The following is a 12,964-nucleotide window of genomic DNA, read 5'->3' as shown; positions in this document are numbered from 1 at the left end:
GGTCCGTGCCCCCTCTCTCATGTCAGCCGCACACGAACACCCACGGTCCCCTCGGTCCCGCGGCGCAGTCGGCTGCCGAGGAGGGTCAGCCGGCCGAGGATGCCGTACTTGCGTGCCACGAGCGTGCGGTAGTGGGCGGTGGTGGCCGCGTCGCAGATCTCGGCGGTGGCCGGGACCTGCTCGCCGGTGGGGTTGCCCCGTACGTCGCACGGGCCGACGAGGACATCGCCGCGGGCCCGGATCCGCTTCGCCTTCCAGGAGTCCGCGGCCGTCCAGACGCCGAGGGCGTCCTCGTCGCGCACCACCCACACCGGGGTGGGCACGCTCGTGCCGTTCTTCCGGTAGCTGGTGATCAGCAGGTACTTGCCCGCCGCGAGCCGGTCCAGCGCGGTGTCGTCCATGTCCGGCAGTCTAGTCAAGCCCGCTCTCACCAGCGAGGCAACAGCCGTTCGTACTCCGGCTGGATCCGCCGCATGTAGCCGGTGTCGTCGCGGCCGCGCATCCCTGAGTCGAGGTAGCGCCGGTGCAGCCGCTCCAGGGCGTCGTGGTCGAGTTCCACACCGAGGCCGGCGCCGGTGGGGACCTTCACCTCCCCGTCGCGCAGCTCCAGGACGCCGGGGACGATCACGTCGTCGGCCGAGTTCCACGGGTAGTGGGTGTCGCACGAGTGGTCGAGGTTCGGGATGGCCGCGGCTACGTGGGTCATGGCGGCGAGGCTGATGCCCAGGTGCGAGTTGGAGTGCATGGACAGCGCGATCCCGAACGCCTCGCACACGGCGGCCAGTTCCCTGGTGCGGCGCAGCCCGCCCCAGTAGTGGTGGTCGGTGAGGAGCACCTGGATCGCGTTCTGCCCGATCGCGGGCCGCAGATGCTCCCAGGCGATCACGCACATGTTGGTCGCCAGTGGCAGCGGCGACCGCTCGGCCACCTGCGCCATGCCGTCGATGCCCTGGGTGGGGTCCTCCAGGTACTCCAGTACACCGTCCAGTTCACGGGCGACGTATGCCGAAGTGTCCACGGTCCAGGCAACGTTGGGGTCCAGGCGCAGCGGCTGGCCGGGGAAGGCCTCCGCGAGCGCCCTGATCGCGGCGATCTCCTCGTCCGGCGGGAAGACCCCGCCCTTGAGCTTGAACGACCGGAAGCCGTAGCGCTGTTGCATGAGCCGGGCCTGCTCCACGATCCCGGCCGGGTCCAGGGCCTCGCCCCAGTCGTCGCCGATGGCGGGGCGGCCGTCGAGGGCGGGGTGCTCGGCCCACTTGTAGAAGAGGTACGCGGCGAAGGGCACCGAGTCACGGACGGTGCCGCCGAGCAGGTCGCTGACCGGACGGCCGAGCAGTTTGCCCTGGGCGTCGAGGCAGGCGACCTCCACGGCGGAGGTGGTCCAGCCGCGTTCGTGGGAGCTGGGCACGGTGGGCAGCAGGGCGGCGTCGATCGCGGCGGCGACGGCCGTGGTGTCGAAGACGTCCATGCCGACGACCGTCTTGGCCGCGGTCAGCAGCCGTTCGAGACGCGCCTCGCCGCCGGGCGACTCGCCGAGGCCCACCGTGCCGTCCTCCAGGACGAGTTGGAGGACGATCCGCAGCGCGAGGGGCTCGTGGACGCCGTTGGAGTTGAGCAGCGGCGGGTCGGAGAAGGCGATGGGGGTGACGATCAGTTCCCGGATCCGGGTGGTGGGGGTGCTCATGCGCGGGCCACCTCCAGGCCGTGGTCGATGAGTTTCGCGAGCCGGGCGACGTGCTCCGGCGTGGGGTCGACGAGGGGGGCCCGTACGCCGCCCACGTCGAGGCCGCGGAGAGTCACTCCGGCCTTGATGAGGGACACGGCGTATCCGGGGACCTCGTCGCGGAGTTCGACGAGGGGGCCGTAGAACTCGTCGAGAAGGGTGGTCACCCGGGTGTCGTCTTCGCCGGCGAGCGCGCGGTGGAAGGCGAGGGCGATCTCCGGGGCGAAGGCGAACACGGCGGAGGAGTAGAGGCCGACGCCGATTCCCTGGTAGGCGGGGGCGGTCATCTCGGCGGTGGGCAGGCCGTTGAAGAACTGGAAGTCCTCGGTGCCCGGCACGGCGCGGACCGCCCGGACGATGCGGTGCATGCGCTCGATGTCGCCGATGCCGTCCTTGAGGCCGACGACCCGGGGCAGGGCGGCGATCTCCGCGGCCGTGGTCCCGGTAAGCCGGGCGGTGCCGCGCTGGTAGAAGACGACGGGAAGGTCGGTGGCGGCGGTGACCTCCTCGACGTAGCGCACCAGGCCCGGTTGGGGTGCGGTCACCAGGTACGGCGGCAGCAGCAGGACGCCGTCGGCGCCGGCACGGGCCACCCGGCCGGCCTGGTCGCGAGCGACGGGGGCCGGGCCGCCGGCGGCCGCGAGCACGGGAACGCGTCCGGCGGTCGTCTCGACGGCGACACGGGTGGCCCGCTCGATCTCCTCGGGCGTCAGGGCGTGGAACTCGCCGGTGCCGCAGGCGACGAACACGCCGCCCGCGCCGGCCGCGACACCGGACTCGATGTGCCGGGCGAGCCGCTCCTCGTCCAGTGAGCCGTCCGCGGAGAACGGCGTGACCGGGAAGAACAGCACTCCTTGGAACTTCATGTCTCCCTCACGGGTGGGGGTCGGGATCAGCCCTTGGTGGCGCCGGCGGCGATGCCGGCGACCAGCGAGCGCTGGAGGAGCAGGTAGACGATCAGGCTGGGGACGAGGGCGATGACCGCGCCGGCCAGGACCACGCCCGAGCCGACCTCGGGGTCGGTGCGCAGGATGGACAGGGCGACGGTGACGGTGTAGTCGGTGGGGTCCTTGGCGGCGATCAGGGGCAGCAGGTACTGGTCCCAGATCATCACGAAGCCGAGGACGCCGGCCACGCCGAGGGCGGGCTTGCACAGCGGCAGGACGACCTGCCACAGCATCCGGAACTCGCCGACGCCGTCGAGGCGGGCTGCCTCCTCGATCTCGGTGGGGATGTCCTTCATGAACTCGGTCAGCAGCATCACGGAGAAGCCCCAGGCGCCGAGCGGCAGGATCACGCCCCACGCGGTGCCCTTGAGGTCGACGCCGACCACGGGGACGTGGCCGAGGACCAGGGAGAGCGGGATGGCGATGACCTCCTCGGGGAGCATCATCGTGAGCATGAACAGAGTCAGGATCAGGGCCTGGCCGCGGAACCGGTGCCGGGCCAGCGCGTACGCGGCGAGCACGGACACCGCGAGCTGGAGCAGCAGCGCGCCGCCCGCGATGACGAGGGAGTTGGTGAAGTAGTCCCAGATGCCGCGCTCCCCCGCCACCTTGAAGTTCTGCAGGGTGCTGTCGTGCGGCAGGAACGACAGGGACGAGCCGCTGGCGTGGGTGGTGAAGGCGCCGGAGACGATGGTCAGGAAGGGCGCGGCGAAGATGCCGAGGGCGATCGCGCAGAGCAGGATCCGCAGGGCCCAGGAGACGCCGGGCCGGTCGTTCCAGCCGAGGGCGGTGTCGAAGCGGGCGGGCGTGGTGCGCCGCTCCTGGGTCGCTTTGTCGACCGTCGTCGGGACCGGTGTCCGGATCGGGTCGATGGCGGGTGCCGTCATCGCACGTCTCCCCTCTTGCGGAAGTAGTTGACCGTCACGGTCAGCAGGAGCGTCACGCAGAGCAGCACCACGGAGGCCGCGGAGGCGCCGCCGATGTCGTTGCGGGTGAAGCCCAGGGTGTAGGCGCGGGTCATCCACACCTCGGTGGAGCCGGCCGGGCCGCCGCCGGTGAGGACGTAGACCTCGGTGAAGACCCGCAGGCCGCGGATGGCCGCGAGGGTGAGGACGATGCCGAGGGCGGGGCGGATGGCGGGCAGGGTGATGTACCGCAGCCGCTGCCACAGGGAGACGCCGTCCATCGCCGCGGCCTCGTACAGCGTCCGGTCCACGCCGGCGAGTCCCGCGAGGATGATCACCATGTTGTAGGGGGCGAGCATCCAGACGCTCATCACCATCGTCGCCCACAGCGCGGTGTTCGGGTTGTCGAGGTACTGCACCGGCCCAAGGCCGAGGAAGCCGAGGGCGTGGTTGATCAGGCCGTCGGAGGTCGGGTAGTACAGCAGCCGCCACAGCTCTCCGACCACGGCGGTGGCGGTGACGACGGGCAGGAAGACGGCCGTGCGGACGATCTTCAGGGTGCGGGCCTGGCCCTCCAGCAGCAGGGCGAGCAGGAAGCCGACGGCGATGGCGCCGAGGGACTGGCCGATGCCGAGGAGGAGGGTGTGTCCGATGGCGTCGAGGAAGCGATGGTCGGTCAGGACCCGGGTGTAGTTGTCCAGGCCGACCCACTGGTCGCCGAGGAAGGGCCGGACCTTGAAGAAGCTGAGCCAGACGCCCTTGCCCATGGGAAGGAACTTGAAGACCAGGGCGAGCAGCAGGCCGGGGGCGAGGAAGACCCAGGGCAGCAGCGCCTTCTTGCTGAGGACCCGAGTTCTGCGTGCCCCGGGGGTGGTCACGGTGGCGGTCATTTCAACAGGTCCTGGTCCTTGAGGTCGCCGGCGAGGGTGTCGTTGAGTTCCTTGAGACCGGAGCGGACGTCGCTGCCGCAGTAGGTGAACAGGGCGTTCAGGGCGTCGGCGGTGTCCTGCTTGACGGGAGCGAAGTCGGGGGCGTTGGGGAACACCACGGAGTCGTTCTCGTAAGCCTTCTGCACCACGCCCCAGCGCGGGTCGTTTCGGACCTTCGCCGCGTCCAGCGTGGTGTTGACGGGGATGCGGACGACGGGCTGGTGTTCGCCGCCGGTCATGGCCAGGCGCTGGCCCTCGGGCGAGACGAGGAAGGCACCGAGGGCCTGTTCCTGCTCGGTCTTGCCGGTGCGGGCGCCGAAGTAGACGTTCTCGCCGTCGGCGAGGACCTCGTTGCCGGCCGGGCCCGCGGGGGCGGGCAGGACCTCGTACTTGTCCTTGCCGATCGTCTGGTCGAACGTGGTCATGTTGTAGGGGCCGGTGAGGTACATGCCGGCGTTGCCGTCCTGGAAGTTGGTGGCGGTGCCGGTGATGGCGGTCAGGGCGCCGGGCTGTATGACACCGTTGTCACCGCAGAACAGGTTGTCCTTCAGCCAGGTGACGGTGCGCACGGCGGCCGGTGAGTCCATGACGGGCTTGTAGCCGCCGTCGGAGGTGCGCTCGACGATGCGCGCCCCGCCCTGCCACAGGTAGCTGGCTCCCCACCAGGCGGCGTAGCCGTTCTGGGCGCTGCCCGGGACGACCATGCCGTACGTGTCCTTCTTGCCGTCGCCGTCGGGGTCACGGGTGGCGAAGGCCTTGGCGAGGGTGAGCATGTCCTGCCAGGTCTTCGGCTGCGGCAGACCGAGCTTCTCGCGCCAATCCTTGCGGACCATCAGGGTCATGGCCTGGCGGGAGTAGGGGATGCCGTAGTGCTTGCCGTCGATGCCGACGGTGGAGGCCCAGGTCTTGGCGTCGATCTGGTCGTGACCGGCGATGCCGTCCGGGTCGATCGGCTTCAGCAGCCCCTGGCTCTGGTAGCTGCCCATCAGCGCCGTGTCGTTGATCATCACGTCGGGCAGGTCCTTGGTGGACGCGCGGCTCTGGAGCTGCTGGTCGAAGTTGATGATCGGCTGGTAGTCGATCCTGATGCCGGTCTTCTTGGTGAAGGCGGCGAAGACCCGCTCGTAGGTGGCGGCGTCGTCCGGGTTGCTCCGGGTCCAGACCTCCAGGGTGTTCGGGTCGCTGCTGCCCGCGCTGCCGGAACCGGAGCCGCATGCGGCCGTTCCGAACATCAGCCCCGTGACGGCGAGCGTGGCGACCAGGCGGCGACGTCGTCGGCGATGCCCCATGGACTCACTCCGTTCATATCCGTGAACTCTCTTCACGAATCTAAATCGAGGCGCCCAAGCTACGAACGGTTTCAGCCGCATGTCAATACATGGCTGGAACATTGCGCGGAGGCCACACGTTCCTGACGAGCTCCTCACGAACGGCTCGTGCGGCGGCCGCGCGCCAGGAAATCCCCGGCCCGCCGGGCTCCTCGTGCGGGATGCTGGTCTCGGAGCACAGGACAGGGGGCCCGGTGTGACCTGGCAGCGCGTGAACGAACTGGACGTCGCCTGCGACGAGTCGGGATCCGACGGCGAGAACCTCACCGGCGGGAACACCGACGTGTTCGCGCACGCGAGTGTGCGGCTGCCCGTGGAATTCGCCGCCGCGCAACTGCGCGAGATCCGCGAGCGAATCCGCTCCCCCGCCGAGGAGTACAAGGCGAATCATCTGCTGCGGGAGAAACACCGCGCCGTCCTGGAATGGTTCCTTTCGCCCTCCGGGCCGCTCCACGACCACGCCCATGTGCATCTGACCGAGAAGGCCTTCTACATCGTGGACCGGGCCGTCGACCTGCTGCTGGGCGACGGAACGGCGGCAGTCGCCCTGTATCGGACGGGGCCGCGGACCTTCGGGGAGGGGCGGTGGAGGGAATTCCTCGAAGCCGCCAACCAATTGCTGCGGGTGCGTTTCAACGGCGATCCCGGCGCAGCCGTCGACGCGTTGTTCCGGACGGTGGACTCATTGCAGGGCGAGCATTCCGGTTCCGACCCCGCCGTCATCCTGGGACGGCTCGCGGAAACCCGCTCCCGGGGGGTCTCGTACCGCGCCCGCATCACGAACGGACCGGCCCCCCTGATTCCCGTCCTCGATCCCCTGCTCCCGGCGATCGTCCGCACGGCCGCGCACTGGAGCTCCGGCGGGCGGCCGGTGACCCTCGTGCACGACCGGCAGAACATGCTGACGCCGGACCGGATCGCCTGGATCGAGGAGACGGCCCGGCTGCACGGCGTCCGACTGGCCGGATTCCGGCTCGTCGTCGCCCGGGAGGACCCGCGGGTGCAACTCGCCGACTTCCTGGCCGGCATCGCCCGCAAGATCGCCTCCGACGAGCTGAACGGCCACGGCGATCCGGCCCTGTCCGCCCTCCTGCGCCCGTACGTCGGCACGACGTCCGTATGGGGCGATGTGTCCAGCTGGACACGGCTCGGCCCGGCGGGAGAGGAGACGGACACCGACGCGGACGGGGGCACCGGGTGTCGGACGGAGATGACGGCGTGATCGTCCAGCGGTGAACACCGTCGGCTTCTGACCCGTATGAAAAGAAGGGCGCTCAACGACCGGAGGGCCTCGCGGTGTTGACACCGCACGTTCAGGGCTCGGGAGCCATTCATGAGGCACGTACGACGACGGATCGTCCGGCGAGTGACACGGCTGGCGGCAGTCGGCGGAGTCCTCCTCGGGGGGTTGATGGTCACGCAGGCCATGGCGAGCGAGACATCCGGCTCCCCCGCCGTTCCGTTCAGTTCCACGCAGACGGCCGGGAGCACCGGCGCGGAGCTCGTGTCCCGGCTCGGTACGGCCCGTACGGCAGGCAGCTGGGTCGACACCGAGGGACGGCCGGTCGTCGCCGTCACCGACGAGGAGACGGCCGCCCAGGTCCGGAAGGCGGGGGCCCAGGCCAAGGTCGTGGGCCACAGCATGAACGAACTCAAATCCGCCGCGGCGACCCTGCGTTCGGCTCCGCGGGTGCCGGGCACGGCCTGGGTGATGGACTACAAGACCAACCAGATCGTGGTGCAGGGCGACAGCACCGTCTCGACGGACGACTGGTCGAGGATGACGCAGGTGGCGTCGGGCATCGGCAGTTTCGTGCGGATGGAGCGCAAGGAGGGCACCTTCACGACGCGCCTCAACGGCGCCGAGCCCATCCTGTCGACGGGCGGACGCTGTTCGGCGGGCTTCAATGTGACGGACGGCAAGACCGACTACATCCTCACAGCCGGGCACTGCGGCCCCACGGGTTCGATCTGGTTCGCGGACAACCGCGCCAGTCAGCAGTTGGGCAAGACGGTCGGCGGAAGCTTTCCCGGGGACGACTTCTCCCTCGTCCAGTACGACGACGGTGAGGCCGGCAAGGGGGCCGACGTCGTGTCCATCGGCAACAACAAGGGCATCCGGATCACCGGCGCCGCCGATCCGGCCGTGGGGCAGCGGGTGTTCCGCAGCGGCAGCACCAGCGGGCTGCGCGACGGCCAGGTGACCGGGCTCAACGCGACGGTGAACTACCCGGAGGGCACGGTCAGCGGGCTCATCGAGACGAACGTGTGCGCCGAACCCGGGGACAGTGGCGGGCCGTTGTTCTCGGAGGGCATCGCGCTCGGGGTGACCTCGGGCGGCAGCGGCGACTGCAAGGTCGGCGGTACGACGTTCTTCCAGCCGGTGACCAAGGCGCTGACCGCGCTGCGGGTCAAGCTGATCGTGTCGGCGCAGGCCGCCGGCCAGGGCGCCGCGCCGACCGGTGGCCCGGCGCCGTCCGCCTCCGCCACGCAGAGCGCGATCGCCCCGGGCGCGGCCTCGCCGGGCTCGTCGGCCCCGGTGACGGGCACGAGCGAGTCCCTCGCGGCCCGGATCACGGACCCCCGTAACGTCGGCCCCGGGCTGCTGGTCATCGCGGGCAGCCTGGTCGCCCTGGTGGCCACCCGGTACATCCGCGCCGAGAAGGACCGCAACGCCTACCGCCGCTACTACTCGGCCACCTGGAGCTGACCGCTCACCCCACGGTCAGCAGTACGGTGGCCACCGCGGCGCCCGACAGCCCCAGGACCTGCCGCAGGCTGACGCGTTCGTGCAGCAGAACCAGCCCGAGGATCACGGGGAGGGCGGGGTAGAGGGAAGCGAGCACGACCGCCACCGCCAGCATCTGCTGGTAGGTGGCGAGTTGGTACAGGGTGAGACCGAGCGCCGCCCCGGCCCCGACCGCCACCGCCTGCGTGCCGCACACCACTGACGTGCGCCTGGCGTGCCGCGCCGCGGTCGGCAGCAGCACGAGCACGGCGGCGGCGCGTCCCGCAGCCAGCGGCCACAGCCCGGCGGCCGGGCCAGCCTGGGCGAGGGCCAGGTACTGCACGGCGCCCCCGAGACTGGCGAGGAGACCGTCCCGGGTACCGCCACCCTCCCCCGCCCCGCCCCCGGAGACCAGCCACAGCGCGGGCACCGTGAGGGCGATGCCGATCCAGGCCAGACCGCCGGGGCGGTCGCCGTGGGCCACCCCGCACAGGACGGAGAGAGCGACCGAGGTGACGGCGCTCACGGGCACGACGACGCTCATCGCGCCGTGACTGAGGCCACGGTTGAGGAAGTGCATGGCCGCACCGCTGCCGACGCCCGACAGGGCGCCCCACAGCAGATCGCCGGAACCGACGGCCTCGGCGGGAACGACGAGGGCGGCCAGGGAGGCGAGCACGAGCCCGCCCACCTGGCCGAGGAAGGTGACGGTCGCGAAGTGGGTTCGGCGGGAGAGGATTCCGCCGGTGAAGTCGACGATGCCGTAGACGACAGCCGAGGTCAGTGCGAGGAGGGCACCCATCCGTTACGGGGTGCCCAGGGACGGCGCTCCGATGCCGGGCGGCGACCGATCGGGCGGCTGTCAGGCCGCCGTCACCGGCTGGGGGCCGCGGCGGCCCACTCCAGGACGAGGCGCTGGTACTCCTCGCGCTGCTCGCCGTTCAGTGTCCCGCCCGACCGGAGCCACAGCGCCCGGATCTCCTCGTTGACCTCGGCAGCCGATCGATCGGAGACGGGTTCAACAGTGGTGGACATGGTGTGAATCTTACGGGGGTCGGAGTGAAGGCCACGTGAGTAAAGTCGAGTTATCCGGACATTTCGGACCGTGTTACTGATCACGTCGAACTGTCAACCCACGGTGCCCGGTTCCTCATCGCCGCAGCTCACGCCTCCGCGGCGCCCAGCACCAGCACCTGAATCGCCAGGACGGCGGCCCCACGCGCCCAGTCATGGAAGTCGGAGACCTTGGTCTCCAACTCGACGGGGGCGGCCAGCGGATGCCGGTGCGAGCGGATGGTGTCCTCGACCACTTTTCCGGAGACGTCCATCAACCCGACCCCCTCTCCGGCGAGGAGGATCTTCCGCGGCATCACGAAGTTGGCGATCTGCGCCACCAGTGTGCCCAGGGCGCGGCCGGCCTCCTCGATGACCCGGGCCGGCATGGGTTCGCCCGCCGCGGCGAGGGCGAGGATCTCCTCGTAGGTCCGGTCGCGGCCGGTGGCGGCGTGGACCTGGTAGCGGATGTTGGGAATGGTCAGCAGTGAGACGGCGCTGCCGCGCTCGCCGTCGGGGGTGAGCGGGCCGTTGGGGTCGAGGATCCAGTGCCGGCCGAAGCCGCGGTCCTCCTCGGCGCAGGGGACCCGCCTGCCACCCAGCACCAGCCCGTAGCCGATGCCGGCACCGATGGTCAGGACGACGAAGCGGTCCAGGTCGCGGCCGGCTCCGAACCAGGTCTCGGCCTCGACGAGGGCGGCGACGTCGTTCTCGACGACCACCGGCAGTCCCGTGCGTTCCTCGACGAGCGCGGCCAGCGGCACGTCCCGCCACTGCAGGAACGGGGACTCGGCGACCACGGACCGGTCCTCGACGAGGCCGCCGACGCCGATGCCGATGCCCGCGAGCCCGGGGTGGGCGCGGGTGAGCTCCGCGGTCATCTCGCCCAGCACGTCGACGACTCCGTCCGGGTCGTGCGAGGTGAGCGGGCGGTCGTGGCGGGCGACGATGTCGCTGCGGAGGGTGGTGACGACGCCGTACACCATGTCCTCGGTGATCTTGAAGCCGATGAAGGAGCGGGACTCGGCGACGACGTCGAGCGGCTGCGAGGGGCGCCCCTGGCGCACCTCCGCCTGGACGCCCCCCTCGGGGACCTCGACGAGCAGGCGGGACTCGATGAGCGGCTTGGTGAGACGGGTGACGCTGCCCGCCGAGAGGTCCAGTCGTCGCGCGAGTTCGGTGCGCGACAACGGGCCGTGGACGAGCACCTCGATCGCCACCGAGCGTTCCCCCGGGCTCAGCGGCAGCCAGCTGGCAGCACCTGTGGTCATGAAGGTCAGACTCCCACATTATTTCTTTCGCGAAGAAAGTAACAAGGTCACTGTATGCGACCTGAGACCCTTCCGAAAAGATGTTTGCGGGACTCTTGACGCCTGGATTCTTTTGCTACAAAAGTAAGTGGCCCGAGGACGAGCCGCGCAGACGAGGGAGTCTCCCGATGACCGTCGCCTCCAGCAGCCCTCCGTCACGTCTCCCCCTGGACGGCGTCACGGAGGCACGGACCAAGCCGAGGACGAGCCGGGCGGGCGCCCGGGAGGGGCGGGGAGACGGGCGGCTCGCCGCGGTCTTCGTCGCCCCGGCCATGCTGGGCTTCGTCGTCTTCCTCCTGTGGCCGACGCTGCGGGGCATCTATCTCAGCTTCACCCGCTTCAACCTGCTGACCCCGGCGGAGTGGGTGGGCCTGGACAACTACGTCCGGATGGTCCACGATCCGATCTTCTGGGACTCCATGAAGGTCACCGTCGAGTACGTGCTGATCAACATCGGGGTGCAGACGGTGTCCGCGCTCGCGATCGCCGTACTGCTCCAGCGCCTTACCCAGTCGGCGGTGCTGCGTGGGATCGTGCTCACGCCGTATCTGATGTCGAACGTGGTCGCCGGCATCGTCTGGCTCTGGATCCTCGACACCCAGCTCGGCATCGGCAACGAGATCATCGCCGGGCTCGGTCTCGACCGCGTCCCGTTCCTCGCGGACGAGACCTGGGCGATCCCCACGATCGCGCTGATCAACGTCTGGCGGCACGTCGGCTACACCGCGCTGCTGCTCTTCGCCGGTCTCCAGGCCATCCCGAACGACATGTACGAGGCCGCCAAGGTGGACGGTGCGAGCGAGTGGCGGATGTTCTGGCGGATCACCATGCCGTTGCTGCGGCCGGTGCTCGCGGTCGTGCTGATCATGACGGTGATCGGTTCGTTCCAGGTGTTCGACACCGTCGCCGTCGCCACGCAGGGCGGCCCGGCCAACGCCACCAACGTGCTCCAGTACTACATCTACGGATCGGCCTTCGGCCGCTTCCAGTTCGGCTACGCCTCCGCGATGTCGGTGGCCCTCCTGGTCGTGTTGAGTGCGATCACCTTCCTCCAGTACCGGCTCACCCGAGCCGGTCAGAGCGACCTCGGCTGACCCGGAAGGAGTCGACATGGCTGCTGTGACCGCATCGACAACGCGGACGGGCATACGGCCCGTACGCCGTCGCCTCTCCCCCGGCCGGATCGTGGCCTGGGCGGTGATGGCCGTGATCATCCTGGTGACCCTGCTGCCGTTCTACTGGATCCTGCGCACCGCGCTGTCCACCAACAGCGCGCTCGCCGCCCACCCCGGCGACCCGCTGCCCGTCGATCTGACGACCGGCGGCTTCGAGCGGGCCCTGGGACTTCAGTCGACGAAGGAAGCCATCGCCCAGGGCGGCGCGGGCGGCGGACTGAAGTTCTGGCGCTATCTGATCAACTCCGTGGTCGTGTCCACCCTGATCACCGTCTGCCAGATCTTCTTCTCCGCCATGGCCGCCTACGCCTTCGCCCGGCTCAGGTGGCGCGGCCGGGACAAGGTGTTCGGCCTGTTCCTGGCCGGGCTGATGGTGCCCACGATCTTCACGCTGCTGCCGAACTTCGTGCTCATCAAGCAACTCGGCCTGGTGGACAACCTGTTGGGCATCGCCCTGCCGACGATGTTCATGACGCCGTTCGCGGTGTTCTTCCTGCGGCAGTTCTTCATGAACGTGCCCCGGGAGGTCGAGGAGGCGGCCCTGCTCGACGGCGCCGGGAAGATCCGGATCTTCTTCCGGGTGATGCTGCCCATGGCGTCGACCCCAGTCCTCACTCTGGGCGTCCTGACGTACATCACCGCCTGGAACGACTACTTCTGGCCGTTGATGGTGTCCTACAGCGACAGTTCGCGGGTGCTCACCGTGGCGCTGGCCATCTTCCGGGCACAGACCCCGCAGACCGGCTACGACTGGTCCGGCCTGATGGCGGCCACGCTCATCGCCGCCCTCCCGATGCTCGTGCTCTTCGGCTTCTTCGCGCGCCGCATCGTCAGCAGCATCAGCTTCACCGGCGTCAAGTAAGGGG

The 12,964-nt window shown here is 69.9% G+C and carries 13 protein-coding genes; 4 read left to right on the top strand and 9 right to left on the bottom strand.

What is annotated here, in order from left to right; all coding sequences use genetic code 11:
• Positions 1–17: 17 nt before the first annotated feature.
• From IG99_RS22270 to IG99_RS22245, 6 genes are read right to left on the bottom strand one after another with little or no spacing between them, the layout of a single operon-like run.
• Entirely contained in the window at positions 18–401 is a 384-nt protein-coding gene (locus IG99_RS22270; RefSeq protein ID WP_037676603.1) for a PPOX class F420-dependent oxidoreductase, read from the bottom strand.
• Positions 402–427: 26 nt separating this feature from the next.
• Positions 428–1,684 (bottom strand): glucarate dehydratase family protein, encoded by a 1,257-nt coding sequence (locus IG99_RS22265; RefSeq protein WP_037676602.1) that lies wholly within the window; start codon positions 1,682–1,684, stop codon positions 428–430.
• Positions 1,681–2,589 (bottom strand): 5-dehydro-4-deoxyglucarate dehydratase, encoded by a 909-nt coding sequence (locus tag IG99_RS22260; RefSeq protein WP_037676601.1) that lies wholly within the window; start codon positions 2,587–2,589, stop codon positions 1,681–1,683. Before IG99_RS22260 ends, IG99_RS22265 begins: the two co-directional genes overlap by 4 nt.
• Positions 2,590–2,615: 26 nt before the next feature.
• Positions 2,616–3,557, bottom strand: a complete 942-nt coding sequence (locus IG99_RS22255; protein ID WP_037676599.1) for a carbohydrate ABC transporter permease — start codon at positions 3,555–3,557, stop codon at positions 2,616–2,618.
• Complete coding sequence (locus tag IG99_RS22250; protein WP_037676597.1) at positions 3,554–4,465, bottom strand: carbohydrate ABC transporter permease; 912 nt, start codon at positions 4,463–4,465, stop codon at positions 3,554–3,556. The genes IG99_RS22255 and IG99_RS22250 overlap by 4 nt, the downstream gene beginning before the upstream one ends.
• Complete coding sequence (locus tag IG99_RS22245) at positions 4,462–5,793, bottom strand: ABC transporter substrate-binding protein (protein WP_037676596.1); 1,332 nt, start codon at positions 5,791–5,793, stop codon at positions 4,462–4,464. The genes IG99_RS22250 and IG99_RS22245 overlap by 4 nt, the downstream gene beginning before the upstream one ends.
• 235 nt (positions 5,794–6,028) lie before the next feature.
• Here IG99_RS22245 and IG99_RS22240 point away from each other — a divergent pair, with 235 nt between their 5' ends.
• Positions 6,029–7,054: a hypothetical protein gene (locus IG99_RS22240; protein ID WP_051865750.1), complete on the top strand. Its 1,026-nt coding sequence runs from the start codon at positions 6,029–6,031 to the stop codon at positions 7,052–7,054.
• Between the two features lie 111 nt (positions 7,055–7,165).
• Positions 7,166–8,542 (top strand): S1 family peptidase, encoded by a 1,377-nt coding sequence (locus IG99_RS22235; protein WP_037676594.1) that lies wholly within the window; start codon positions 7,166–7,168, stop codon positions 8,540–8,542.
• 4 nt (positions 8,543–8,546) lie between these two features.
• Here IG99_RS22235 and IG99_RS22230 read toward each other — a convergent pair whose 3' ends face one another.
• The 3 genes from IG99_RS22230 to IG99_RS22225 all read right to left on the bottom strand — a co-directional run bounded on the left by IG99_RS22230 (position 8,547) and on the right by IG99_RS22225 (position 10,884).
• Positions 8,547–9,362, bottom strand: a complete 816-nt coding sequence (locus IG99_RS22230; protein WP_037676592.1) for an EamA family transporter — start codon at positions 9,360–9,362, stop codon at positions 8,547–8,549.
• Between the two features lie 71 nt (positions 9,363–9,433).
• A complete protein-coding gene (locus tag IG99_RS47730) occupies positions 9,434–9,595 on the bottom strand; it encodes a hypothetical protein (protein ID WP_107055995.1) in 162 nt (53 codons plus the stop codon).
• A gap of 128 nt (positions 9,596–9,723) precedes the next feature.
• Entirely contained in the window at positions 9,724–10,884 is a 1,161-nt protein-coding gene (locus tag IG99_RS22225; protein WP_037676591.1) for an ROK family transcriptional regulator, read from the bottom strand.
• Positions 10,885–11,051: 167 nt separating this feature from the next.
• On the opposite strand from IG99_RS22225, the gene IG99_RS22220 reads away from it, so the two are divergent.
• Both IG99_RS22220 and IG99_RS22215 read left to right on the top strand, forming a co-directional pair.
• Positions 11,052–12,017, top strand: a complete 966-nt coding sequence (locus IG99_RS22220) for a carbohydrate ABC transporter permease (RefSeq protein WP_037676590.1) — start codon at positions 11,052–11,054, stop codon at positions 12,015–12,017.
• 16 nt (positions 12,018–12,033) lie between these two features.
• Positions 12,034–12,960, top strand: coding sequence for a carbohydrate ABC transporter permease (locus IG99_RS22215; protein ID WP_037676587.1), 927 nt, complete (start codon positions 12,034–12,036; stop codon positions 12,958–12,960).
• The last annotated feature ends 4 nt before the right edge of the window (positions 12,961–12,964 follow it).

Source organism: Streptomyces griseus subsp. griseus, assembly GCF_000720255.1.
In the GTDB taxonomy this organism is placed as follows: Bacteria; Actinomycetota; Actinomycetes; order Streptomycetales; family Streptomycetaceae; genus Streptomyces; species Streptomyces griseus_I.
The sequence above is the reverse complement of the archived record's forward strand: the minus strand, read 5'-3'. Positions and strand labels throughout refer to the sequence as shown.